A 26,284-nucleotide genomic window follows, 5' to 3' on the forward strand; every position below is an offset into this window, starting at 1 on the left:
GCACAGAAGTTAATTTCATCTTCCATGCCGAGCAGCTATAAGGTAACAATATTTATCTGTTTCCCGGCCTTTACTTAAGTCCTGTGAAATCTTCCGGTGTTAAGTTATTAAAGTTTGCAGCAGGTACAATCTTGCCATCCTTTAACAGAGTATAAGCCTCATCAAGCTTTGTAACTGTTTCAGCAGAAAGCTGATGTCTGCCCTCATCCTTTACATAGCCTGTAGAGTCTGTATCAGCTCCAAGAAGGGCATTCTCACCCTTGAAGGTTCCTGCAAGAATGTTCTCAAGCTGTTTTTCAACATTAGTATGCATTACTTTAAGTCCTGATGTTAAAATGATATTGCTGTCGCCATTTGCACCGTCATCATACTGGTCTACATCACAACCGATAACCTTTGCATCTTTAGCTTCCTTAACTGCAGTAAATACACCGTTTCCGGAACCGCCTGCTGCCACAAAGAGGATGTCACAGCCTTCATCTAAAAGAGCCTTACCCACTACCTTGCCTGTAGCTTCATCCGAGAAACTGCCTACATAGTTTCCGCCAACATTTGCATTGGTAACATCCGTACCTGCATAAGAAGGAAGTTCGATGCATTTTACATCTGTGTTAAATTTCGCATTAGCATAGTTAACACCCGATTCAAAACCATACTGATAATTTACATTGGAAGGATAAGCTATACCGTTTACAACTGCAACCTTCTTTGTCTTTGATTCAAGAGCTGCCGCCATACCTGCAAAGAAACCGCTCTCCTGCTCCTTGAACTGCATAGCATAAACATTGTCACATACTATTTCCTTACCTTCAGCATCTGTTGGGTAGGAATCCACCAGGATGAATTTGGTGTTTGCATTATCCTGTGCCAGACTTCCGATTCCTGCAAACTGGAATCCGCAACATACTATGACATCATAATCTGCCACAATATCGGCTACAGCCTGAATGGCTGCTGCAGTATCACCGCTCTCCTCACGCACTGGAGTTACCTTGGCATTAGCATGATTTCCAATGAAAGCAAGAATACCGTTATAGATATCCTGGTTAAAGCTTCCGTCATCAACGCCTGAAGGGCTGGATACGATGGCTATCTTTAAGCCCTCTTCCTCTGTTGCATTAGATGCAGCAGAGGAAGTCTGTGCAGATGATGTCTTTGAAGCTGCTGATGAAGCCTTAGACTCTGATGACTTTGGTGCTGTTGTGCTCCCGCAGGCGGTTAAAAGAGCCACACTGAGCACTGCACTTGTTACTACTTTTAGAAACTTTTTCATTTTTTTACCTCACTTTATATATAAATTTTTAGAACCGCATAATCAGTTAACCATTTTGATAATGGCTTCGGTTATAAGCTTTGTAAACAGCGGAGCCACTCTTGCTGCTGTAACCTTTACGTCTTCATCGCTTAAAGGTACTTCCGATAAGCCTGCCCCCAGATTGGAGATACAGGAAATCCCACAAACTTTCATTCCCATATGCCTTGCAGCAACTGCTTCACAGGCAGTACTCATGCCTACCGCATCTCCGCCTAGTATTCTCATCATTCTTACCTCAGCCGGAGTCTCAAAGTTAGGACCGCTTGCCTGTACATAAACACCATGGCGCAACTCAATCTTTAATTCTGCAGCTGCCTCATCTATAATGCCTATCAGCTCTTTAGCATATAACTCTGACATATCAGGGAAACGAAGTCCCACCTCATCCGAATTAGGTCCGATGAGCGGAGAAGGTACAAAGTTCATAATGTGATCAGTAATCACCATAAAGTCGCCTGCCACAAATTCCTTATTCACAGAGCCGGAAGCATTGGTCAGAAAAAGAACTTCCGCCCCCATCATCCTCATAAGCCTGGTTGGAAGCACAACATCTTCCATAGGGTAGCCTTCATAATAATGCACCCTTCCCTGCATAATAACAACAGGAACCTCTCCTACATAGCCAAATACAAACCTTCCTTTATGACCTGAAACAGTAGAAACCGGAAAATCTTTAATTTCACTATAATCTATAGTTTTTATCTTCTTTATTGTCTCTGCATAGTCTCCAAGTCCTGAGCCCAGAATCAGGGCAATCTTAGGTATAAAAGGGATTCTTCCCTTTATGCTTTCATAGCAGCTTTTAAGTCTTTCATATACATTGTTCATAGCAACTTCCTCTCCTAAACCATTATACACTAAATTCTAATTTCTTCAATAATTATACCCGAATTATTCACGAAACATTTAACAAAACGTTTAACAAAACATCTTATCCGGTTACACCGCATAGATTAAGATGTCTGCGACCCGGAAGCGTGAATGATTCAGGTTATATATCATATTAGTGCAAGTATAAGCTTATCAACTTCTGGCTTCCCATTTGGTCGCGCTCTCCCTGTAAGCTACAAATTTCTGATAAACCGGTGATTTTTGCATAAGTTCGGCATGGGTGCCGCAGCTTTCAATACCTCCCTTATCAAGCACCACAATTTGGTCGGCATTTTTAATTGTGTTTAACTTATGCGCTATTATTATAGTTGTTTTATCCTTCAGCAGATATTCAAGTGCCTGTAAAAGCTGCTTCTCATTTTCAGGATCTATACTTGAAGTTGCTTCATCAAGGATTACTATCTTGCTAGGCTTTAACATAGCCCTGGCAATGGATATTCTCTGGCGCTCACCGCCCGAAAGGTTGGAACCGCCTTCCTGTAATACTGTATCATAGCCATCAGATAAGCTCATAATAAAATCGTGGCATCTTGCTTTTTTTGCCACTTCCATCATTTCTTCGTCAGTAGCATCCTGATTACCGAATTTAATATTATTTCTTACCGTATCATCAAAAAGATATACATCCTGAAATACAAAACTGAAATTTGCAAGAAAGGCATCATAGTTAAAATCTTTTACATTTTTACCTCCTACTATCACTTCTCCCCCCGTAACATCCCAGAATCTTGAAACAAGGTTGCAAAGAGTGGTCTTACCGCTTCCTGAAAATCCCACAATGGCGGTAGTTTTACCTGAAGGTATAGAAAGATTAAGTTTGTGAAATAGTTCACCTTCTCCGTAAGAAAAACTTACATCTTTAAGTTCAACCGAAGGCTCATTTATCTCGGTTTTTTCTCCTTCATCAATCATTTTCAAAGAGCGAAGCTTCATTACAGAATCCAAATCCTGTACTGCAATTCCTTTAAGGTTTTGCATACCGCCTACCATTTCAATACCTGAAAATACCACAAAACTCGCCACTATCAGCATAATAGCCTTAGTGGGATTTAAATTTCCTCTCCAAAATCTTAGAAGGGATGTTCCGATTATAGCCACTATACCAAGCTTAAATACTGCTAAATATAAAAGCTGGATGGGCGCCATTATTTTTTCTATATCAAGAAATCCCTTTCTGGTTGCCGAAATACTGTCCTCCAGTTCTTTAGCTATCTCTTTATTTTTACCGAAAGCCTTAAGTACGCTTATTCCTTTTACGTATTCAAGAGTTTTAGCACTTAGATTTATTCTGATTTTTAGAAGAACTGTGGTTAGCCTGTCCATCTTATTCTGTACTAGGCTATTAATAAAAACTCCTATTGCAATGGTCGCAAGTATAATAAAGCCTGTAATCATATCGAAAGGGAAGATAAAAATTCCCATCATCACTGTCTGTATAGTTCCTGCAATCAGTGCGGTTATAATAAATACTCCTACGGTTTCAAGCTCACTTATGGCTGTGGACATTCTGCCTGCCACATCTCCGAGACTGTTGTCATTAAAGTATCCCATATTCACTTTTTTAAGCCTGTCACCTACAATCAGCCTATTTTCCGCACCAAAACTATATGAAGCTGTATTCTTATTTTTATCCGCAAAATATCCGCAGGTGATTTTCCCCACAACTCCGACAAGTTCTATAACTGCTACTGTGTATACATCTTTCATAACCACCGGATTTTTATCAAATATTCCCTCACATATTTTCATCAGAATAAATAAAACTCCACCCAGCATAAAGCTTTCAAAAAATGATTTCAACGTATTAAATATCAGCATTTTGGTTATTCTGCCGGACTGTTTACCTGCAACTATGTAAAGTCTTTTTATCAACTCAATCATCTTATCTCACCTCTCCTTTCTCATCAGCTCCCATATGCGCTTCCCAGAGCTCTTTATAAACAGGGCTGTTAGAAAGAAGCTCTTTATGTGTTCCCTGACTCTCTATTCTTCCCTTATCTATAACCAGAATATTGTCAGCATTAATTATGGTAGAAAGTCTGTGAGCTATCATAATTACTGTTTTACTCTTAATCAGTTCATTTATAGACCTTTGTATTTCTGCCTCATTATCAGGGTCGGAATAGGCAGTGGCCTCATCTAAAAGTACAATAGGGCTGTCTTTTAACAAAGCCCTTGCAATCGTAATTCTCTGTCTTTCACCGCCTGACAGGGTATCACCTGAATCACCGACCACAGTATTGTAGCCGTCAGGAAGGCTCATAATAAAGTCATGGCAGCTTGCCTTTTTGCAGGCTTCCTGTACCTCTTCTAAGCTTGCATCAGCCTTTGCATACCTCATATTTTCTAAGATACTTTTCCTGAATAAGAAATTTTCCTGTGAAACATAGGTTACTAAGTCCATATTTTGGCTAAGAGGCATTTGGGACAGGTCTGCATTTCCTATGTAAATATGGCCTGAATTTACATTCCAAAAGCCGGCAATCAGTTTGGCTATGGTAGATTTTCCCCCACCGGAATAGCCTACTATGGCTGTAAGTTTCTTCTCTTTTGCTGTAAATGAGAGGTTTTCAAATACCTTTTTCTCTCCGTCATAACTAAAACTTACATTATCAAACTTAACATCATAAGAAGAAACACTTAACTCCTTATCTCCTCTTTTAAGCTCAGGAAGCTCCATAACCTTATTTATTTCATTTAATATGACCCCTACATTTGCCATAGTATCGGCATGGCTCATAGCTTTTATCAAAGGTCTGTAAGAAGCGTATGAGAGCAAAATTCCCATAACTACCACCTGTATAGTAATACTTCCGGTCATATAAAGATAAAATGTGGTTGGCAGTACAAATAAAAGTGTGGACGGAAAACTTTCCATAGCTGCTGTAGTTGCAAAGCAAACATGTAAATACCAGTCAAGCATAGCATCTCTGTTGTTATTTACAGCTTCCTTAAACTTTCCGTAAGAAGATGCAGACTTGTTAAAAGCTTTGATTACCTGTATTCCCCTTATGTACTCAACTATGCTTGTGTTCATGGCCTTCGAAGCTTCCTGATAACGCTTCGACCTCTCAGCATAGCCTGACATCATAAGTGTTGAGAAAAAGAAACCCACAGGCAAGGTCAGAAGATTTGCAACGCCTATCCTCCAGTCAAGGGTAAAAATAATAACAACTATAACTATAGGTATAATCACATTGGCAAGTACCTCCGGGATGACATGAGCAATGGGCTGTTCAAGCTTGTCGAGGGTTTCAACCATAAACTGCGACCACTGTCCGCTGCTTTTCGTTTCAATCTCACCCATGGAAAGCCTGCCAAGCTTTCCCACAAGCCTCTTCCTCTCACTTTCAATAATGCGAAAAGCCAGATTGTGAGAAGTAAGTGTAGAAATTTCATGAAAAATGATGCTTAAAATAAGTCCTGCAAAGATGAGAACCAAATCATTTACATAATGGTAATTGGCAAACACTCTCTCTCCGCTTATTACCTCTACATTCATCATTTTTACCACAATATCAGCCAGTGCATAGTACGGAATTATACTAAATCCGACCCCCACTATTGCCATCAGGATAGAAAATACAACCTGACGCATATGACCTTTTAATACCTTCACTTTAATCTCCTCCTTATAGGTAAATATTTTTTCAAAATGTTTACTAACCTTTAAAACAGAAGAAAATCCTGCTTACAGGATTCTCTAATTCACCTTTAAGTTTACAATCTTCTCCCAGGCATAATTCTGTGCCCTCGACATAAGTTCCACTATTTTTACCGCTTCCTCATACGGATAGCCATGAGTTATGACTTCAAAAAGCGGAGTAAGCGACATTGTAGCAAATATATGTATCTCCGTATCTGAAAGCCTTGTCGGAGCAAGCCCGTTTTCCTCTGCCTTTATAAGAAATTCCTTTGTAGAAACCTCTTCAATTTCAACTATTTTCTCTCTAATATGTTCAAATCTTGTTCCAGCAGAACAGTTAAACATAAGCTGAAATTCATCGAAATGTTCATATATAAGCTTGAGTACCCCTGTTGTACCCTTTACGGAATCATCAAAAAGCTCATCGGAATTTGCTTCAATGTCATCCATAACAGAGTCTGTGTACTTGTCAAATAAGCTCAAAAGTTTCTTATAGACAGGCTCTGCCAATGCATTAAACATCTCCTCTTTACCCGCAAAATGTTTGTACAAAGCACCTGCTGTAACTCCTGACTTCTTTGCTATGGAACGCATGGAAGCTTTTTCAAAACCAAATTCCAAAAATTCCTTCTTTGCATTCTTAAGTATAATCACATGCGAATCATTCTTATCTCTTGGCAAAATAATCCCTCTTTCTCAAAGTAGTAAACACTGTTTACCAAAATAATAACATTATTGATAACGATTGTCAAGATTATAATATGAAAATTTCTTTTCCAAAAACAAAAATCCGACTACATAATTAAATGTGTCGAATTTTGTTTATTTTGTTATTTTGGCTGCTATTTCCGCATAGCTCTGCCCTGACTGAATTTCAAAGTTACCGACTTTTATTTTGTCTGCATAACCATAAGTTACAAGATACTTGTTAAACTCAGTACTGTTGTCAATAAGTCCCAATGCCTTAAGAGATGCTGCTACCTTCTCAGAGCTCATACCTGCTGTAATTGAAAAATTAACCTTATTCGAAATAACTTTTGGTTCGGTATTATTCGGTTTTTCTACAGGCTTTGGCTTAGGTTTTTGAGCTACATCTGTCTTTTCGGTGTTCCCGGTTTCGGCCGCTCGGGATTTGGATGCTTCAATTCCGGCACCTGTGGCTTCGGCTTTACCGGCTGTGGTATCTCCGTCTTCGGTACTTCCTGTTTCGGCAGGCTTTTTTTCGGAGTTTCCATTGTCGGAAGCTCCGGTTTTATTTCCTTTGGGTTCTGTGGATGATTCGGTCTTATCTCCTTCATCTGCGGATAATCCGGCTTCTCCACCTTCTTCACTGGGTGTATTCTTTGTTTTCGCAGAATCATCAGGAATTTTACTGTTATCATCTGCAGTTTCTATTTTCTCATCTACCTTTAATTCAGACAGTCCCGGAAGTTTATCCTTTAACGAATTAAGCTCCTTTTCCTGAAATTCACTTACTGTAAACATACCAAGCTCTCTGGCTCTTGCCCTTATTTCATCATCGCTCAGAGTTTTGTCTGACTTTCCGTATATGAAATACATAATTGCAGCCATTAAAACGGCTCCGATTCCTATGCCTCTTAACAGAAATTTTAATTTCACTTAACTTCCTCCACTATTTGCCGTATAATCCCAAAATCAACTGTACTTCACCCTGTCCCATTCCGAGAGTTTTGGATATTTCAAGTACTGATTTTCCTTCTGCCTTCATTGAGAGTATCTTATCTTTGACGGAATTTTCCTCTGCCTGTTCAGGTCTGACTATATCCTCCGTCACCGGTTGCTTACCGTTTGCAAGCTCTGCTCCTTTGGCAGGCTCTTTCCCGGTACTTATCGGTTCAGATACGGATTTTACTTCGGCACCTTCTTTCATTTGCATCTGCACAAGAGAATGAGCCTGAGTCGGTGCTGTATTATGAACAGTATCGCCGGCTTTTACCCGTTCTATTCCCGTAGAAAGATTTTGTGTGCCTTCATTATGTGCAGGAGCAGTTTTTGCAGACTTTGTAATCACAGTCTGTCTTACTTCTTTAACCTTCAATATTTTATCATCCAAATCATGGTTAAGTGCCCTGATTCTTTTTTCTTCACTTTCAAGTTCTTTTCTGAGACCGTCTATTTTCGCTGAAAAATCCTTGAGATTATCGCTTTTTTCATTCAACATATCGTACAAGAAGATTACTTCCTTATGGTTTTGCTCAATCTTTTCAATTAACTGCCCGCTCATCTCATTAATTGCAAGCATCTTATTATTGGTAAGCTCCGCCAGACGGTCAGTACTGCTCACCAGCTTATCTTCAGCAATATCAGAAAGTTTACCCCCAAAATCTTTTTCAAACTTATTCAACACCTTTTGGAGACTTTCGGTGCTAAGAGCCAATGACCTTATTTCCGCTGCTATTTTCTCTTTTTCCTCATTGTCGATATCTGAGTTTTCTTTTATGAAAAAACTTGCTCCGATAAGGATGGCTCCGGCTATCATGCACAATATAATTATAGTATCCATAAACCCCTCACTTACAATTTTATATCTATTGTTCTGCCGGCAGTACCCATCATTTTATCTGACTTCTCAGAAGAAGGTGCTTCTTCTTTCTTCTTTTTTTTCTTCATCGGAATATAATATTCATTATTTCCTTTTTCTCTGGGGTCAAAGCCATCCTCCCTAAGTTCCACATTATCAGCTTCATTAGCTCTGTTCAGCTTTCTGTCAGCCTGTTCATTTACCTCCTGAGTCAAAAACCTTTGCTCAGCCGGAATTCTGTTTTCTTCATGAGCCCTGAGAATTGATGCCTCCTGACTTCTGTTAGGCATCAAATAATTATCAATACTTTGAATAGGCATAATTTCCTCTCTAAATTTAGTACAGGTGTTTCGCTATTACATCAGCTCCATCCCTAACAAACTTCACACCCCTAACCTCATTCCTTACATAAAGCGTAGCATCAACAACTACTACTTTTACACCGGGATAAACTCTGTTTCCTACCTCTATAACTCCCCCATCCTGTTTCTGCATTTCTTCATGTATATACATAAATTCTTCCTGCAGAGAAACAATCTTCTCGCTGTCCTGCTTATATTCCATCGCAAGAATTTTAAATTGTGAAAGTTTTTCAGGCGAAAGTTTATCTCCGTTTTGAAGCTTTCTTTTATAAAGTTCTATGGATTTGCTCGAAACTTCCATTCTTTTCATTACTTCTTCTATTTTATTCTGAACCGTCTTATATCTTCTTAACAGGCTCGGATCTACTCCAACCTCCATACTAGTCCTGGTTCCCATCTCAGAGCCTGCATTTTTCACCCTTATACGGGTTTCAGATCTTATGGTTCCGCCATTTACATAGCCCTTCCTGCTATTTACAATAACATCACTCTTAGCGGATACATCGCTATATATTATTGCGTCAGCCATAATATATCCACCCGACTGTACCGTGGTATTCTCCACGAATTTGGCAACAATATTACTTCCCGACTTTAATATTCCTTTGCCCATGCCACGAATTCCGCGTTTAAGAATAATCTTGCCTCCGGCAGTTATTTGAACTCCTTCAGCAGTACCTCCTATAATCACATCCCCCGTAGCCGTTATCTTAAAGCCGTTTATAACATTACCCCTTACTTCAACATTTCCGTCATAATTTATATCACCTGTAGAAATATCTACATCTTTAGCCACCGTAAATATATTTGAAACCTTTACTTTATTTTCATGATCGAGAATTGCATGTCCCGTTATGTTACTTATAAGGTGAAGTCCGTCTTCGGATACAGATATATCCCTTCCATATTTGAAACTGAGTTTTTCTACCTTGGCAGGCTTGATTAAACGCCCTCTTACATCCATACCCGGTGTGCCTTCATCTTCTTTTATAAGTTCTGCAAGCTCATCTCCTTCTGAAACACTTGCAATTATGTCTAAATCATAAAAATCTACGGTACCATCATCATTTTCTTTGGGTTTGGCCTGTAAATCCGTATTAAATTTATAAATAATCTTCGCATCATGGCCATTTACGGCATTTTTACCTACCGCCATAATATAGTCTGTACAATATTGTTTATTATTAATATACTTATCTACTTCTGCTTCTATTATCCCAAATTTGACTCCGTTAAACTCCAAATCTTTTAACAGATCTTCTTTATGCATTATTCTCCCGCCCGTCGATGGCGGTATGAATCTGCATACAGCCTTCATCCCGTCTTCCGAAATTTTAACTATCATTTTTTCGGCTTCGGGATAGGTTCTTTCAGTATTGGTTTTAAATATAAACGGTTCTTTAGCCGCTATAACAGCCTTTGAAAATTCTTTATAGTCAATTTCTATGCTATGAGAATTGAGATAGCTTGTAAATTCATCAAGATTTAGCTTATCTCCTCCTTCACGAGGCGGAAAGTATTTTATGTATACCGCATCCTTTATCAGCATTTGAAAAAAAGCATTTCTATAAACCATACATCTCTCCTTAAGATTATCCGAAAAGCGGATTTTTATCCTAAGCGTTCTCTTCCTGTATAACTCTAAGCAAGTCTTAAGTAATATACTTTTACATAATACTCTGTAAATAAGCCCGACTTACATTGATCTTGTAAATATATCGATATAATCGCCCAGTTTTTCCTTCAACTTAGTAAGTGCCTTAGTGTGAAGCTGAGACACTCTGGATTCTGATACTGAAAGTACCCGGCTTATTTCTTTTAATGTCAATTCTTCATAATAGTACAATGCTATAACTTTTTGTTCTTTTTCCGTAAGTCCTTCTATAGCAACTGCCAAAGATTCCTTGAGTTCTTCTTTTTCCACGGCTTCCTCAGGTTGTTCAAAACCGGAAATACCGAGCTTGCTGCCGGATTTATCGGCTACCAGGTCACTGCCCTGTTCCAAATAATCATCCAGGGAAATAATTCCTGACATACTTACCTGACTCTGCCAGCTTCCGTATTCATCTACAGATATTCCGAGTTCTGCGGCAATTTCCTCATCAGTAGCCATTCTGCCGTATTTTTCTTCTATTGCTCTTTCGGCGGCTTCCAATTTTTTTTGTCTTTGGCGCATGGTTCTCGGAATCCAATCCATTTTCCTTATCTGATCAAGAATTGCTCCTTTGATTCTAAGGCTGGCATAAGTTTCAAATTTAACCCCTTTTACATGATCAAATTTGTCTATGGCATCTATGAGACCAAATATCCCATATCCAACCAAATCATCATACTCAACATTGTAGCCAAGATAAATCGACATTCTTCCCGCTATTATCTTCACAAGATTAGCGTATTCTATAATCAATTTTTCCCGAAGTTCCTGAGTCGGTTTTTTGGCATACTGTTCCCATAATTTTATACCGTTTTTTTCATCTGCCATAAAAAACTCTCTCCTCTGCATTTACTATCAGCCAGGCTGACCACTGTCCTCATCATCAGTTTTTTCTTCCGGATTTTCTTCTTCAACAGCTTTTACGACAATCTTAGTCTTATTATCTTCTTTTCCCATATCACTTATTTTGATAAGAGCTCTTCTGCTAAGACTGCCAATTATTAAAAATATTATAAGTACGGCTAATAACAACTTTAAGCTGTACAAAGTTTCATACCTGTTATACAGGCAGATAAATATAGTAATTGCGCCCGCTGACAACATAACCAGCGCCGGTAAATATCTGTATTTCATATCTCTTTACTTCCCTTACCAACAGCTTTGACCAGAAGCACACCTGTTGAAGAATAAAATTCTATGGTTCTACCGTAGTTTAAGCCTGTATCTGATGCAACTATAGGTATTCCAAGCAATTTTAATTTTGCCTTCACCGCATCAACATTTCTGTCTCCTACCCTAAGCATATCATTTGAATTGGAAAACGCAAACATCTGCGCTCCTCCGGCAATTTTTGCTATCATAGAAGTTTTCCTTGCCCCTAAAGCTATCATCTGTTTTAAAAGTTCATCAAGACCTGTATCCGCAAACTTAGCTATGTTGGCATTATTAGCGATTTTAGTACTGTCAGGAAGCATACAATGCAACATACCGCTTACCTTCGTTGTTTTGTCATATAACACAGCTCCCACACAGGAACCAAGCCCCAGAGTAGTAAGATTATCCGGAGCCTTACACACTTTAAGATCACCCATTCCGACTTTAATCATTTTTTCCATAATAAACCTAATCCACAGGCAGACTCAACTGCCTGTGGCTCTCTCAAACTTTTATTGTATCAGAATCACAAACCAAGAGATGTCAATATTTTATTATACGAATCAATTGTAGGCGTAAGAATAAAATAACCTGTTACATCGTTATTGTCCTCCATAAACTGGGATTCAATTAACAATGCCTTATCTCCGAGCTTTCCAAACTCAATAGCGGGAACACTGAGAATTGCGCCGGCCATGTCAATGGACAGATATGGGATTGACTGATTTATTGTTAAATTAGTCATTGATGATAAAGACGATATGTATGCACCCGAAATAATATTTCCCAACTCTTTAAGTGCAGACAAAGACATCTCATCAAGTTCCGCATCCTCCGGCGTAGTACCCACCGGTCTTCCAAAGAGGATATCTACCAAGCCAAAAGCTGACTTGGTTTTCATCATAAACATCATCATTCCATCAATATCCGCATCAAGGGTAACAAGAATACCTACAACTATGGTCTCAGCTCCGCCCATAATCTCATGTAACTCGTCAAAACCGAGAAGGTCTACCTTAGGAACATTCATGTCTACTTTGGTATTCAACATACTTGACAGAGCTGTAGTAGCATTTCCGGCTCCGATATTACCAAGTTCTCTCAGAACATCAAACTGCATTCCATCCACATTATTCAAATCAAAATTTGCCACTGGCCTACCTCCGAAACTATGCTGGTTCCTTTTCCTTTTCTATAATTACATTCTGCATATTAAGTAAGGAAATCAAAGTATCATGAGTTCTTCCGACTCCCAAGAGATATTTTGCTTTTTCCCCGTTATTGCTGTTAGACGGCTTTTCTATAGAATCATCCGGCAAGGTAACAACTTCCTTAACCTCATCTACAAGAAGACCTATCGAACCGTCTAAATCTTCCAGTTTAATAATAATGATTCTTGTCGCATTTGTAACCTCATCATCAGGTAAGCCAAATTTAAGCCTTAAGCTCATAACCGGTATAACCTCACCTCGAAGATTAATTATTCCTTTAAAATAAGGCTGTGATTTAGGAACTCTTGTAATTCTTGTCATCCTTACAATATTGTCTACATAACTTATATCAATTCCATACTGCTCTGTATCAAGCTTAGTAACAATGTACTGCTTTGACTCTACTTCTAAACTTCTTTTCTCCATGATTCTATACTCCTTTCAAAATCCGGACTAAAGTAATACATTGGCGTCTAGGATAAGTGCAACCTCTCCGTCTCCGAGTATGGTTGAACCGCTTATCAACTTAGGAGTATTGATATACTTTCCAATAGACTTGATAACTATTTCCTGCTGTCCGATAAGTCCATCAACTACAAGTCCTGCGAGTTTATCAGCCTTCCTTACTATTACTATAACTATATTATCTGAATGTAAATCTCTGTCCGGAACATCCAGAAGCGAATCAAGCCTTATAAGAGGGATAACAGTTCCGCGAAGGCTTATTACCTCTTTGGACTGAACATACTTAATATCACTCTTGGCAACTTCTTCTATTGTCTGAATGCTTGCAAGAGGTATAGCGTACTTCTCATTTCCGAGTTCAACCATAAGTGCCTGAACAATCGCAAGGGTCAGCGGAAGTCTTATGGTAAAGCTGCTTCCCGCTCCACGCTCTGTCTTACACTCAATAGTACCTCCAAGAGATTCAATATTAGTCTTAACAACATCAAGACCAACTCCGCGGCCTGATACATCACTTACCTGATCGGCAGTGGAGAAACTTGGTGAAAAAAGTGTAGCTATAGCTTCTTTATCTGTTATCGTATCAATCTGATCGGCAGGGACAAGTCCTCTTTCAACCATTTTCTTCTTAACTTTTTCTACGTTGATACCGGCACCATCATCGCGAACTTCAATAACAACGTTATTTCCTTCCTGATAAGCATCGAGGAAGATTGAACCTACCTCAGGTTTACCGAGTCGAACTCTCTCCTCATTCGATTCAAGACCATGATCAGCCGAATTGCGGAGTAAGTGCATAAGAGGATCACCAATCTCATCCACAACAGTTCTGTCAAGCTCAGTATCCTCACCTGTCATATAGAGTTCCATCTTCTTATCAAGCTTCTTTGAAAGATCACGAATCATACGAGGGAACTTCTGAACCGTGCTCTCAATAGGTACCATCCTCACCTTCATAACCGTCTCATGAAGGTTTGTAGTAACTGTACCAAGATATTCTATCTGCTCATTAAAAGCAGAAATATCACCGTTTTCTCTCTTATCGGTTGTGCTCATTGACACAAGTCCGTTCTTGGCAATAATAAGCTCGCTTACCTGATTCATAAGGCTGTCAAGCTTTTCTATGTCTACACGAACCGAGCGGCTTACTACAGGTTTTCCTTTACCCTTAGCTTTTGCATCCTGCTTAGCAGCAGGTGCAGGAGCTGCTGCGGCTGCCGTGGCAGTCTGAGCAGGAGCTGCCTTAGGAGCTTCTTCTTTCTTTGGCTCCTCAACCTTCTTAGGCTCTTCAACTTCCTTTTCTTCTATTGCTTCAATTACAACTTCTTCAATTTCGGAAACACTCTGGATTGCAGCTCTTACCTCATTTTCAGTTTCTTTGGTTAAAAAGATAAGGCTAAAATCAAAATCAAATTTTTCATCCTCTATTTCCTGAACCGAAGGACTTGATATAATTATCTCTCCGATTTCCTCAAGTGCCTTAAATACAAGGAAGGCTCTTGCAGCCTTAAGCAGACAGGATTCCTGAATATAAACGGTAGCTCCGAATACATTCATTTCTTCTTCGTGTGCCTTCTTTATAGCATGTTCTTCAACTTCGGATATTTTAATATCATGAAATTTTGCCTTACTGCCTATTTCCTGTGCGACTTCTTCGGTAGCTACCGCTGCTGCTGTCGCTGCAGGTGCTTCGGTTGAAGGAGCCGGAGAAGCAGGCGCGGCCTCCGCAGTCTCTCCGCCACCGTTTAAGAAATGGTTAAGCTCATTTATAATGGCTTCATTATCATTGTCACCCTCATCAGAAGTTTCCTGAATTAAATCCAAATACTCCTGAATCGCGTCAAGGCCTCTGAAAAGTGTGTCTACAAGACTGTCATTTACTTTCATCTTGCCTTCACGTACTGCCGAGAACACATCTTCCATATCATGTGTAAGATGCTGCATCCTCTTAAATCCCATTGTTCCCGCCATTCCCTTTAAGGAATGAGCTGAACGGAATATTTCCGCAATAGCATCACTATTGTCCGGTTCTTTCTCAAGAACCATGATCTGATCACTTAAAACCTGAATATGTTCCTTGGTCTCATCTACGAAAATATCCAAATATTGACTTGTATCCATTTAATATACCCCCGTCGCTTTTACTATAGCACCGGCAATCTGATTAAGCGGCAGAACTTCATCCGCTAAACCAGCTTCAGCTACCATCCTAGGCATACCATATACCGTACAGGTAGGCTCATCTTGGGCTATAACATAAACATTGTTTGTTTGTTTCAACTGTCGTATTCCTTCTTTTGCATCAGCACCCATTCCGGTAAGCACCACACAGACTATCTTGTCATAAGCACTTCCCATCAGGGACTCATACATAATATCAGCACAAGGTCTCAGCCCTCCCCTCGGAGGATCTTTTACAAGTGAAATAACACTTTCACCTGACTGCACATTGACTCTGAGCTGATATCCACCTTTGGCTATATAAAGATGATTTTCCTTTATAATGTCACCGTCATCCGCCTCTTTTACATTTACCTTGCTGCTTTCATGAAGCCTGTCAGCAAGAGATTTTGTAAATCCTTCCGGCATATGCTGTACTATTAACATCCCTGCACCTATTCTGCGCGGAAGCATAGGGATAACGTTCTGTAAAGCCTTAGGTCCGCCCGTAGAACATGCCAGAGCAATAAGCACCTTACCATTACCTGCACCTGTTCTTTTTGGATAAACAAGACTTCTTGTTGCTGTATTAGAGCTTAAGCCTGTAATCATCTTATTCGGCGTGATATCAGTTAAACCCGTTCCTGACATTGACAGAGCTTTTGTCGGTGTTTTCGTTGCCGCCTCCAGACTTCTTATTAAATTAGTCCTGAAGTCATCTTCTCTGCTCTTATCATAGCTATCCGGCTTAAGCACAAAATCAAAAGCGCCAAGATCTAAAGCCTTAATAGTCTCAGCCGCTCCTTCCTTTACAAGGGTACTTACCATAATCGCGGGAATCTTAATTTTTGCCTTTCCCATCTCAGCCAATAATTCAAGTCCGGTCATCTTAGGCATATTAACATCCAAGATAGCCACATCATAGCTACCCTTATTTTTAAGAAGCTGATTAAGTCCTTCCAATCCATCACGAGCAATATCTTTAACCTGAAATCTGCCGTCGGAGTTTATTATATCAGATATGACTCTTCTTATGAGTGCAGAGTCATCAACTAGTAAAATATTCTTCATTCTAACCATATCCCTTCACAAATCAATCAAAGACAATACTTTAGGACTAATTACAATAATTCTTTTTGCCTGTTTCTTCTTTCTTCATCAAAAACAAATCTTACTATTTCATCTCTTGCAGTTTCTATCAACCCCATAAATTTAGTTCTTATTTCATATTTGATTGATTCCGTAGATTTCCTGAATATACTTATAACATTCATTAATAAAAAGTATCTTTTAAGTTCTTCTCCCGCCTGCAACTCAATGGAAAGTATTACAAGTTCACCCTTTTGTCTTTCTTTATCGGATAAATACTTGACTCCGCCACCGCTTAAGTCAATAACGGTACATTCTTCCCAACTGTTTGTATTTTCTGCAATTATATCTATGTAACGGCTTTTATTGGCAAGAATAAGTTTACTTTCACCAATAAAATCATTAAGCCCTTTTTTTTCTTCATCTGTTAAAACATGCACTTTGGCATCTATAGAGCACTGGAGTCTGTAGTACTGTCTTCTCTGTGTTTTTTCAAGTTCTGTAACCAACTTGATTACCATTACAGCTATACTTCCCTCAAAGAAGCGTTCCTGAACTACGGTTCTTGCCGCTAATATTCCATAAACAGTATAAAAATACATATAGCTTTCTTCGCCGACTTCAAGTGCTATTGTTATAGTTTTATTCATAGGCATGGTAAGCTTAAATGTAATATCATCAATTATATCAATTACTTTACTTCCTAGTGTGTCAGGTTCTCCGGTATCCTTTCGAATATATGCCTGACGAATTACATCAACTTTATCTCCGATAGAAATAGAATAATTTCCCATTTTTATACCTTACCCCCTTTCTTTACCTTTCAATGTTCTTTTCAATGTTTCCGAAAATATTCCTACCAGTCCCCTTCTTACAGGCTTAATCACAGCCTCACCCTGAGGGGCTGCTAATATTCTTGCCATATCATCTATGGCTCTTGCCGCCTGCGAGTTTGGATATGCAACAGATAAAGGCTGTTGTTTCATTACTGCCTTACTCATATTGTTATCTGAAGGAACCGCGCCCATATATTCTAAAGAAATGTTAAGAAATTTATCTGCAACTACGCTTAGTTTTTCAAACAATTCTCTTCCGTCTTTCTCATTTCTCACTTTATTTGCTATAAGTTTGATATGACAATGCTCTCTTGTAAATTCAGGCTGATAGTTAAGTGTTTTGAGCAGAGCATAAGCATCGGTAATTGATGTAGGTTCAGGAGTGGCAATCAAAAGCACTTCCCCACTCAACACCACAAATTCCATCACATTTCCCGAAATTCCCGCTCCTGTATCTATTATCACTACATCTGTCTGTCTGTCAAGCTCGGAAAGTCTGGCAGATAAATTTATTAACTGTTCTTTAGTAAGGTTCGTCATTTCCCTTATGCCTGAACCTCCTGAAATAAATCCGACATTTTCAGGTCCTTCGGTAATAATTTCGGATAAAGATTTGCCTCTGAACATAAGGTCAGAAAGATTATACTGCGGTCTTATTCCCAACATAACCTCGATATTGGCAAGCCCAAAATCAGCATCTAAGACTACTACCTTTTTCCCCAATCTGCTTAAGGAAATCGCCAGATTAATAGCCAAATTCGACTTACCTACCCCGCCTTTACCGCTTGTAACGGTTATAACCCTGGACAGCACCTCCTTAGTGCCGCCGGCCTTTATTATATTTCTTAAATTCTGTGCCTGATCCATATTATTCCTATTCTCTTAGTTTTACTGTTTTTATAACAACAGTTGTTTTGCAATGGCCTGAGTATCAGCCGCACCTATATCATCCGGAACATTCTGACCAAAGGTCATATATGATAAGTCTGCACCTGTATACATAAGAATATTGTAAATATTTCCAATTGTTCCTGTTTCATCTACTTTAGTAAAAATAAGCTTATATCTTGCGACATTCTTGTAAACATCCGTTATCCTTGTTAAATCATTGTATTTCGTTGTTGCCGAAAGTACCAGATATACCTCCCTGTCTTCTTCAGGTATAGCATTTAGAAGTCTTTTTAACTCAGCAATCTGCTCTTTGTTTTTATCCGACCTTCCCGCAGTATCTACAAGTACCACCTCATATCTGTCCAATTCTTTTCTTGCCTCTTCGATTTCCGAAGCAGAATAAACCACACTTAAAGGTATACCTAGAATATTCGCATAAGTTCTTAGCTGCTCCACAGCGGCTATCCTGTATGTATCTGCTGTAAGCAGTCCCACACTTCGTTTCTCTTTAAGTTTAAAACTTGAAGCTATCTTTGCTATTGTAGTAGTCTTACCTACACCTGTCGGTCCTAAGAAGAAAACATATTTTGTCTTACCCGGTGTTATATCCACAAGGCTTGGCTGCCCAAGTTTAAGCACAAGTTTCTGATATACGGCTCCGAGTATGCGGTCCAGTTGGGCATCCTTCTTAATGGTGCTTTCTATCTCACTTGTAATCTCGTTTACATACTTTTCATCCACCTCATTGTTTATCAGCTGCCTATGGATTAGCTGCATACAGGCATTCAGCCTATTTTCCTTCTTTTCTGCATTCGTATTTTTATCTGCCTGTGCATCTTCTTCTTTATGATTTTTTTCTGTCTCAAAGCTTTCAGAAAAGTCACCCGCAACTTCAGACTGTTTCTCTGTATTGGTAATTACTTTAGATGTATCTCTCATCTCTTTAATCTTTGAATCACTGAGCTGCTTTTCAAGAAGTCCCTGAAGGTCATTTAATTTCTTCTCTATTGCGGAAACCTCATTCACCTGAGGCTTAATCGCAGGCTTCTCCTGTATCTTTTCAGGCGTCTGTTCTGTCTTAGGCTTATATTCAATATTTTCATCAATTGCGGCAGTAACTTCCACATAAGGTTTACGTAAAAATTTGAAAAATCCTGTTGGCGTTGTGGTTTTAATATTCATTACTACCGCATTTCCGCCAAGTTCTTCCTTTGCCAGAAGAATAGCGTCTTTTTCAGTTTCTGCTTTAAATTTCTTAATTATCATATAGTTACCATCCCTACCGATTGTAATTCTACATTAGGTTCTACTTCATTATAGGAAAGCACTGTCAGGTCTGAAAAGTAATCCATAGTCAGCTTTTTGAAGTACATCCTTACTATTGGAGAAGTCATTACTATCGGAGCCTTTCCTAATTTGTCCAGCTTGTCAATTTCTATCTTAACCGAATCCATTATATTCTGTGCAACCGCAGGATCTATAGTTAAATATGCTCCCTGCTCTGTCTGTTTTACAGAATTCATAATTTCCTGTTCTATCTTAGGATCCAATGTTACTACACTTGTAGTTTCATTTGGAGGAAAATATTTATTGGATATAGCTCTCTTAAGTCCCTGTCTTGCATACTCAGTGAGCACGTCCGTATCATGTGTGGTTGTAGCATAATCTGCGAGAGTTTCCAAAATAGTAACCAAATCTCTTATGGATATACCCTCTCTGACGAGATTCTGGAGCACCTTCTGAATCTCACCCACACTGAGCAGTTTAGGTACAAGCTCTCCTATAAGTGCCTGATCCTGATCTTTAATATTGTCAATAAGATTCTGTACATCCTGTCTGGTAATAAGCTCCCAGATATGTCTCCTTACTATCTCAGTAATATGAGTTGCTATAATCGAAGGAGGATCAACCACTGTGTAACCGAGAGCCTCCGCTCTTTCTCTCTGCGCCTCCGTAATCCAGATAGCCGGCAGGTTGAATGAAGGCTCAAATGTAGGTATACCCGTGATTTCTTCCTCTACATATCCCGGATTCATAGCCATATAGTGATCAAAGAGTATCTCTCCTTCACTGACAGGTACCCCTTTAATCTTAATAACATATTGATTGGGATTTAGCTGGATATTATCCCTAAGTCTGATAATAGGAACCACACAGCCAAGTTCTATGGCTATCTGTCTCCTTATCATTACCACTCGGTCAAGCAGGTCTCCGCCCTGATTAACATCCGCTAACGGAATAATTCCGTATCCAAACTCCAACTCTATAGCATCCACCTGTAAAAGCGAATTAACATTCTCCGGCCTTCTGATTTCCTCTGCCGCTTCTTCTTCAGCGGTAGCCTCAGCTTCAATCTCCTCTTCTCCGAGATTTTTAGACATACGCCAACCTGCTACCAAAAAGAAAATTCCCATAGGTATAAATATTACAGTACTAAGCGGTGTTGCCACACCAAAGAATATAAGGGCAGCACCAACCAGATATAATACCTTAGGAACGGAAAATAACTGCTTGACAAGAATATTTCCAAGGTCTGCTTCCTTACTTACCTTGGTTACAAGCACACCTGTGGCAAGAGAAATGAGAAGTGAAGGAATCTGTGAAACAAGGCCGTCTCCTATAGTAAGTATTGAATATCTGTTGAGGGCTTCATTTACATTCATTCCTCTCTGCAATACTCCGAGAGCAATACCTCCCGCAAAGTTTATTACGGAAATAATAAGACCTGCAATCGCATCTCCCTTTACATACTTACTGGCACCATCCATCGAACCGAAGAATGATGCCTCATCCTGAATCTTCTGTCTTTTTTCCTTGGCCTGTTCATCTGTGATTGCTCCCGTATTAAGGTCAGCATCTATAGCCATCTGTTTACCCGGCATAGCATCAAGAGTGAATCTCGCCGAAACCTCGGCTACTCTCTCCGAACCCTGGTTGATAACAATGAACTGTACTATAACAAGAATAAAAAATACTATCACACCTACTATAAGGTCACCACCGCCTACGAACTGTCCGAAAGTCTTTACCACGTTTCCCGGTTCTCCCGTAAGCAGGATAAGCCTTGTAGACGATATATTAAGTGATATTCTGAATATAGTGGTAAAAAGCAGGATAGTAGGAAAGCTTGACATATCTAGCGCTTCTTTGGAAAACATTGCATTGAAAAGAACTATCATTGCAAGTGAAAGATTTATCGCAAGAAATACGTCCAGAAGCACGCTCGGAATAGGAATAATAAACATTATTACTGTAAGAAGTATAAAACTGCCAATCCCAAAACTAGCCTTATTTCCCATTTCAGCGTCCCTCCTCTCTATATTTTCATCTATTATTTTTAATCAATAAGAATCTCTTTATTTTTAACACTGTATACATAGGCCAATACCTCTGCAACCATCTGATACAGTTCCGGCGGTATCTGCTCTCCTATTTCAACATTATAATAGAGCATACGGGCCAACGGTTTATTCTCAACTATCTCAATTTTGTGTTCTTTTGCGGCTTCTTTTATTGTAGCAGCAACATAGTCCGCACCCTTTGCCAGCACATAAGGAGCCTCAGCCTTTTCTTTATCATACTTTATCGCCACCGCAAAATGAGTAGGGTTGGTAATAACCACATCCGCCTTAGGAAGTTCCTGCATCATTCTCCTTCTGGCTCCCTCTCTCATCTTTTGCCTGATTCTGCCTTTCACCTGAGGATCTCCCTCACTCTGCTTCATTTCATCTTTGACTTCCTGCTTACTCATTCTTAAATCATGTAAATGTTTCCACTTCTGATAGCCAAAGTCAGCAATTCCTATTATAACAAATAATACGCTTATTTTCACACCTACATCCAAAACTATATCAAAAATATTAACTATTGCCTGCATAAACTCAAAATCATAAAGATTCAGTATGAACAGCCATCTGTCTTTAACCTCATTGTAGGCAACTATAGCAATAGCGAGTACTTTCAGTATGGACTTAATAAGCTCTACTACCTTTTCCTGAGAAAACATTCGCTTTAATCCACCTATGGGATTAAGCCTGTCAAGTTTAGGCTTTAGCGGCTTTGTCGTTACCTTCCAGCCTATCTGAACCACATTTCCCGCAAAGGCAACCAGAAAACTTCCTATAAGTACGGGCAGGCAGGCAATTACGATATCAAATACTATTTCATTCCCAAGGTTTACAGCCTGCTTTACATCAAATATTTCCATTGAAATATCAGCGGTTTTATTATAGTATTTTACAAAGCTTTCCAAAAAGCCCTTTGCCATGAAATTTCCAAATATTCTCAGTACAAAGAACATAAGTAAAAGCATAAGACCGTTAATTAAATCAGAGCTTCGGGCAACCCGGCCTTCTTTTCTTGCATCCTCTAATTTCTTAGGGGTTGCCTTCTCCGTCTTATCTCCTCCTTCACCGAAGAACTGGAGGTTGTAGACAAATCTCCTATTCTCTAATTGTATAGTATTTCCATCATCTTTGCAATCTCCAACACAAAAACACACTATGATTTAAGCGCCTCCACCGCCTTAAGAAATACATCCTGCATTTCTTTGGTAAGATAATCAGCAACTCCCGGAAGCATAGATGTCATAAGTACCATAACTGCAAGGCCTACAAGAAGCTTTAGCTGAATACCTACAACAAACATATTCATCTGAGGTGCTACTTTCGCCATAACTCCGAGTACTGCATTTACAAGGAGCATAGTTGCATATATGGGTAACATAAGCCTCATAGCAATAAGAAAATAATTTCCCAGAAAATCTGCTATAACATTGACTGTATTTGCATTTACCATAGCCCTTCCTATAGGTATGACCTTATAAGCATCTACAAAAGCCGCCAAAAAATAGTGATGGAAATTTCCGATCAAAAGTAAAAGAATAGTAAAATAATTATATAGGTTACCGGAAACCGAAGTATCTACCTTAAATACCGGATCAAACATTGTTACCATGGCAAAACCTATTTCCATATCTATCAGACGACCTGTAAAGTTAAGTATGGTCATAACTATATTGGTAAAATATCCCAGCATCCCTCCCGCCAAAGCTTCTGACATCACCATAAATGTAAAGCCTATAATACCCGGATATCTCACTTCCGTGTATGGAAGTGTAAGATAAAGTAAAGCAGAAAAAATAAGAGTAAAAGCTACTTTAAGCTGCCTCGGTATACTTCCAAAATTAAAAAACGGGGATGTAAACACAAAAGCAGATACTCGCGTAACTATGAATAAAAAATATTCTAAATTCTCAACGGTAAACTGCAGCTGCATCTTCATCCCCAAACTTTCTTAGTTTATATTTGATTAAGAAAACAAATCATTTTGCTTCCATCGTTTACATTATTTCAAGTACTTTAGGATTTCTTAAAAATATAAGCCAAAATATCCTATAAAGCCTGCTCCTTCATAAATATAGTTACCAAAATTTGAAAAAAGCTCTGTTGCAAATTCCGAAAGACTAGTCATCATCCAACCGCCGGTAAGCACAAGCATAAGCATTGTAACTATCAGCTTTGGCACGAAGGTAAGAGTCTGTTCCTGTATAGATGTAATTGTCTGGATTAAACTTATAATAAGACCGACTACCAAAGATGCCAAAAGCATAGGCGCAGAGAGTTTAAGAATAAGCATAACTGTTTCTCTGGATATGTCTATAACCCTATCTACACTCATATCAGCCTCCTATATTATTTCACAAATGACTTAACCAAATTCCCTATAACCAAATCCCAGCCATCTACCATTATAAAAAGCAAAATCTTAAACGGCATGGAAATAGTTGTCGGAGGAAGCATCATCATCCCCATCGACATCAGCGTAGATGAAACCACCATATCTATGACAAGGAAGGGTATGTATATGCAGAAACCTATTATAAATGCCGCTCTGAGCTCGCTTATTATAAAGGCCGGAATGAGTACATTGGTAGGTATCTCCTCCATATCTTTAACTTCATCTATCCCCGCTATATCAAGAAAAAGCCTTATGTCTTTTGTATTTGTCTGTTTATACATAAAGGTTCTTAGCGGCTTTATTCCAACTTCATAAGCCTGTTCAAAGTTTATCTTACCATCTGTAAGCGGCTTTAAAGCTTCAGTATTTATCTGCATAAAAATGGGTGCCATTATAAACCAGGTAAGAAATAATGCCAAACCTACCAATACCTGATTAGGCGGAGTTGTTTGTGTTGTAAGTGCAGATCTGACAAAATGTAATACAACTATAATTCTAGTAAATGATGTAAGCAGTATCAGAATAGAAGGCGCAAGTCCAAGCACGGTAAGTGCCAAAACTATTCTGAGTGTAGCTGCCAGTCCACCCTGATCTCCGTTCGTAGTCAGATTAATACCTATATTATACGGAGAGGTTCCCGTAGTAAAACTGTCGCTATCATTGGAACTCCTATCTACCGTATTTCCCGTCCTGTTATCTATCGCATATACAGGAGTAACAAAAAAAAGGGCGGTACATACAAGCACTAAAACAATCCCAAGATATAGTATATTAAACTTTTTTGTACATAAAGGATGTTCTCTCATGTTACCAACCTTTTCTTATTTTTCTTTTGATTTAGCTTTTTCCAAAAATTCCTTAAAAGAAAATCTTTCAATTTCTTTTGGTATGCAAGCTTTTATTCTATCTGCATCAAGCTCAGATATAAGGTTAATATTATTTTTACTTATTCCTATTAAGAAAAACTGTCCGTTAACCTCAATTATCTGCAAATACTTGTCTACAGTAATCCTGCTCGTTTCAACAACCTTTATATTACTGTTTTCTCTGGCCTTAACTGCATATTTGCCGAAGTATTTAGATACAAAGTAGGCAGCTGCAACAATAACAGCAAAAGCAACCAACATTCCAAAAATTTGTGCAAGGCTGCCTATCATACCCGTCTTTCCCATCAGAACCATAATAATCCTCCATAAAATATCCTCAGGAAGGATCTTATTTAACTATTTCTGTTATTCTGATACCGAAGTTATCTTCAATAACCACAACTTCACCCTTAGCTACATACTTCCCATTTACAAGAAGATCAATAGCTTCACCGGCAAGCTTATTTAACTCTATAATAGTTCCCGGTGAAAAATCAAGGATTTCTTTAATTGTTTTATTTGTTCTGCCAAGTTCCACTGTTACCTCAAGAGGCACATCCATAATAAGTCCGATATTTTCCTGCTGCATAAGAGGATTGATATTGGTATCAAAAGCCTGGAACTGTGCAGGTGCTACATTCACCGGCTGTGAAGGCATAGCAGGTGTCGGCATAGGTTGTGGTGCAGGTGCTGTCGGCTGTTGTGCCACAGGTTGCGGTGTAGGTGCAGCCGGCTGTTGCGCTGCCGGAGCAGGCTGTTCTGTTTCTGTTGATGACATAAATTTACTATACAACTCCTTTGCAAAATCTATCGGATAAAGCTGCATAAGTTCACTGTCTATAAGTGAGCCTATTTCCAGTCTGAATGCAACTTTTACAAATTGACCTTTTAGGAAATCGCCAAGCCCTTCCTCATCAATAGTACCTTCTAAATCTATGAGACTTGCTGTAGGCGGGCTGATATCCACCTTCTTTTCAAGTACTGAAGATATTGAAGTGGCAGCAGAACCCATCATTTGGTTCATAGCCTCACAGATTGCAGAAAGATGCAACTCTGTAAGTTCTGTAGCATCAACATCAGTACCGCTTCCACCCATCATAAGATCAGTGATTATCTTAACATCCTTTTCTCTCAGTATAAGGATATTATTACCGTCAAGCCCTTCAATATATGAAATCTGGATAAATACACAAGGTCTGTCATATGACTGTGATATATCATCCCAATTAGCTATAGATACATTAGGAGTAGTTATATTTACCCTTTGATTAAGCAAGGTAGAAAGTGTTGTAGCAGCAGTTCCCATGCTTATATTGGAAATCTCTCCTATGGCATCTTTCTCTTCTCCGGATAAAGGGTCCGCACCTCCCAAAGTTTGGGTATCAGAAGAATCCGAACCACTATCTTCACCCATACCGCCAAGCAGTGCGTTAATCTCTTCCTGCGAAAGCATTCCGTCCAT

The 26,284-nt window shown here is 39.0% G+C and carries 26 protein-coding genes; all 26 read right to left on the reverse strand.

Going from position 1 to position 26,284, the window contains the following annotated elements; translation table 11 throughout:
* Positions 1 to 70 precede the first annotated feature (70 nt).
* The 26 genes from GCWU000282_RS12890 to fliY all read right to left on the reverse strand — a co-directional run bounded on the left by GCWU000282_RS12890 (position 71) and on the right by fliY (position 26,284).
* Entirely contained in the window at positions 71 to 1,273 is a 1,203-nt protein-coding gene (locus GCWU000282_RS12890; RefSeq protein ID WP_023355593.1) for a BMP family lipoprotein, read from the reverse strand.
* Positions 1,274 to 1,315: 42 nt separating this feature from the next.
* Positions 1,316 to 2,143 carry a purine-nucleoside phosphorylase gene (locus GCWU000282_RS12895; RefSeq protein ID WP_035041026.1) on the reverse strand — a complete coding sequence of 276 codons (828 nt, stop codon included), beginning with the start codon at positions 2,141 to 2,143 and terminating at the stop codon, positions 1,316 to 1,318.
* A gap of 195 nt (positions 2,144 to 2,338) precedes the next feature.
* A complete protein-coding gene (locus GCWU000282_RS12900; protein ID WP_023355595.1) occupies positions 2,339 to 4,087 on the reverse strand; it encodes an ABC transporter ATP-binding protein in 1,749 nt (582 codons plus the stop codon).
* Position 4,088: 1 nt separating this feature from the next.
* Positions 4,089 to 5,825, reverse strand: coding sequence for an ABC transporter ATP-binding protein (locus tag GCWU000282_RS12905; RefSeq protein ID WP_023355596.1), 1,737 nt, complete (start codon positions 5,823 to 5,825; stop codon positions 4,089 to 4,091).
* An 84-nt stretch (positions 5,826 to 5,909) separates the two neighbouring features.
* Positions 5,910 to 6,533 (reverse strand): TetR/AcrR family transcriptional regulator, encoded by a 624-nt coding sequence (locus GCWU000282_RS12910; RefSeq protein WP_035041030.1) that lies wholly within the window; start codon positions 6,531 to 6,533, stop codon positions 5,910 to 5,912.
* A gap of 141 nt (positions 6,534 to 6,674) precedes the next feature.
* Positions 6,675 to 7,472: a hypothetical protein gene (locus GCWU000282_RS12915; RefSeq protein WP_023355598.1), complete on the reverse strand. Its 798-nt coding sequence runs from the start codon at positions 7,470 to 7,472 to the stop codon at positions 6,675 to 6,677.
* A 13-nt stretch (positions 7,473 to 7,485) separates the two neighbouring features.
* Positions 7,486 to 8,376: a DUF6115 domain-containing protein gene (locus tag GCWU000282_RS12920; RefSeq protein ID WP_035041033.1), complete on the reverse strand. Its 891-nt coding sequence runs from the start codon at positions 8,374 to 8,376 to the stop codon at positions 7,486 to 7,488.
* Between the two features lie 11 nt (positions 8,377 to 8,387).
* Entirely contained in the window at positions 8,388 to 8,714 is a 327-nt protein-coding gene (locus tag GCWU000282_RS12925; RefSeq protein ID WP_023355600.1) for a hypothetical protein, read from the reverse strand.
* A gap of 16 nt (positions 8,715 to 8,730) precedes the next feature.
* The gene (locus tag GCWU000282_RS12930; RefSeq protein ID WP_023355601.1) at positions 8,731 to 10,332 is read right to left on the reverse strand and encodes a DUF342 domain-containing protein; all 1,602 of its coding nucleotides are present in this window, start codon (positions 10,330 to 10,332) and stop codon (positions 8,731 to 8,733) included.
* Between the two features lie 120 nt (positions 10,333 to 10,452).
* Positions 10,453 to 11,238 carry a FliA/WhiG family RNA polymerase sigma factor gene (locus GCWU000282_RS12935; protein ID WP_035041036.1) on the reverse strand — a complete coding sequence of 262 codons (786 nt, stop codon included), beginning with the start codon at positions 11,236 to 11,238 and terminating at the stop codon, positions 10,453 to 10,455.
* A gap of 27 nt (positions 11,239 to 11,265) precedes the next feature.
* On the reverse strand, positions 11,266 to 11,544 hold the full coding sequence (locus GCWU000282_RS12940) for a hypothetical protein (RefSeq protein WP_023355603.1): 279 nt from the start codon (positions 11,542 to 11,544) through the stop codon (positions 11,266 to 11,268).
* A complete protein-coding gene (locus tag GCWU000282_RS12945) occupies positions 11,541 to 12,026 on the reverse strand; it encodes a chemotaxis protein CheD (protein ID WP_023355604.1) in 486 nt (161 codons plus the stop codon). The genes GCWU000282_RS12940 and GCWU000282_RS12945 overlap by 4 nt, the downstream gene beginning before the upstream one ends.
* A 65-nt stretch (positions 12,027 to 12,091) precedes the next feature.
* On the reverse strand, positions 12,092 to 12,718 hold the full coding sequence (locus GCWU000282_RS12950; RefSeq protein ID WP_023355605.1) for a chemotaxis protein CheC: 627 nt from the start codon (positions 12,716 to 12,718) through the stop codon (positions 12,092 to 12,094).
* A 16-nt stretch (positions 12,719 to 12,734) separates the two neighbouring features.
* Complete coding sequence (locus GCWU000282_RS12955) at positions 12,735 to 13,202, reverse strand: chemotaxis protein CheW (RefSeq protein WP_023355606.1); 468 nt, start codon at positions 13,200 to 13,202, stop codon at positions 12,735 to 12,737.
* A 27-nt stretch (positions 13,203 to 13,229) separates the two neighbouring features.
* Complete coding sequence (locus GCWU000282_RS12960) at positions 13,230 to 15,362, reverse strand: chemotaxis protein CheA (protein ID WP_023355607.1); 2,133 nt, start codon at positions 15,360 to 15,362, stop codon at positions 13,230 to 13,232.
* Positions 15,363 to 16,472: a chemotaxis-specific protein-glutamate methyltransferase CheB gene (gene cheB / locus GCWU000282_RS12965; RefSeq protein WP_035041039.1), complete on the reverse strand. Its 1,110-nt coding sequence runs from the start codon at positions 16,470 to 16,472 to the stop codon at positions 15,363 to 15,365.
* A 50-nt stretch (positions 16,473 to 16,522) separates the two neighbouring features.
* A complete protein-coding gene (locus GCWU000282_RS12970; RefSeq protein WP_023355609.1) occupies positions 16,523 to 17,284 on the reverse strand; it encodes a flagellar brake protein in 762 nt (253 codons plus the stop codon).
* Between the two features lie 9 nt (positions 17,285 to 17,293).
* Positions 17,294 to 18,193, reverse strand: a complete 900-nt coding sequence (locus tag GCWU000282_RS12975) for a MinD/ParA family protein (RefSeq protein ID WP_023355610.1) — start codon at positions 18,191 to 18,193, stop codon at positions 17,294 to 17,296.
* A gap of 30 nt (positions 18,194 to 18,223) precedes the next feature.
* Complete coding sequence (gene flhF / locus GCWU000282_RS12980; RefSeq protein WP_023355611.1) at positions 18,224 to 19,483, reverse strand: flagellar biosynthesis protein FlhF; 1,260 nt, start codon at positions 19,481 to 19,483, stop codon at positions 18,224 to 18,226.
* Complete coding sequence (gene flhA, locus GCWU000282_RS12985) at positions 19,480 to 21,516, reverse strand: flagellar biosynthesis protein FlhA (RefSeq protein ID WP_023355612.1); 2,037 nt, start codon at positions 21,514 to 21,516, stop codon at positions 19,480 to 19,482. The genes flhF and flhA overlap by 4 nt, the downstream gene beginning before the upstream one ends.
* Before the next feature lie 38 nt (positions 21,517 to 21,554).
* A complete protein-coding gene (flhB, locus tag GCWU000282_RS12990; protein ID WP_023355613.1) occupies positions 21,555 to 22,718 on the reverse strand; it encodes a flagellar biosynthesis protein FlhB in 1,164 nt (387 codons plus the stop codon).
* The gene (gene fliR / locus GCWU000282_RS12995; protein ID WP_023355614.1) at positions 22,718 to 23,500 is read right to left on the reverse strand and encodes a flagellar biosynthetic protein FliR; all 783 of its coding nucleotides are present in this window, start codon (positions 23,498 to 23,500) and stop codon (positions 22,718 to 22,720) included. The genes flhB and fliR overlap by 1 nt, the downstream gene beginning before the upstream one ends.
* 87 nt (positions 23,501 to 23,587) lie before the next feature.
* Positions 23,588 to 23,896 carry a flagellar biosynthesis protein FliQ gene (fliQ, locus tag GCWU000282_RS13000; protein ID WP_023355615.1) on the reverse strand — a complete coding sequence of 103 codons (309 nt, stop codon included), beginning with the start codon at positions 23,894 to 23,896 and terminating at the stop codon, positions 23,588 to 23,590.
* A 14-nt stretch (positions 23,897 to 23,910) separates the two neighbouring features.
* Positions 23,911 to 24,762 (reverse strand): flagellar type III secretion system pore protein FliP, encoded by an 852-nt coding sequence (fliP, locus tag GCWU000282_RS13005; protein ID WP_023355616.1) that lies wholly within the window; start codon positions 24,760 to 24,762, stop codon positions 23,911 to 23,913.
* Positions 24,763 to 24,777: 15 nt separating this feature from the next.
* Positions 24,778 to 25,137 carry a flagellar biosynthetic protein FliO gene (locus GCWU000282_RS13010; RefSeq protein WP_023355617.1) on the reverse strand — a complete coding sequence of 120 codons (360 nt, stop codon included), beginning with the start codon at positions 25,135 to 25,137 and terminating at the stop codon, positions 24,778 to 24,780.
* A gap of 34 nt (positions 25,138 to 25,171) precedes the next feature.
* The gene (gene fliY / locus GCWU000282_RS13015) at positions 25,172 to 26,284 is read right to left on the reverse strand and encodes a flagellar motor switch phosphatase FliY (protein WP_023355618.1); all 1,113 of its coding nucleotides are present in this window, start codon (positions 26,282 to 26,284) and stop codon (positions 25,172 to 25,174) included.

Origin of the sequence: Catonella morbi ATCC 51271, from assembly GCF_000160035.2 — a bacterium.
Taxonomy (GTDB): domain Bacteria; phylum Bacillota; class Clostridia; order Lachnospirales; family Lachnospiraceae; genus Catonella; species Catonella morbi.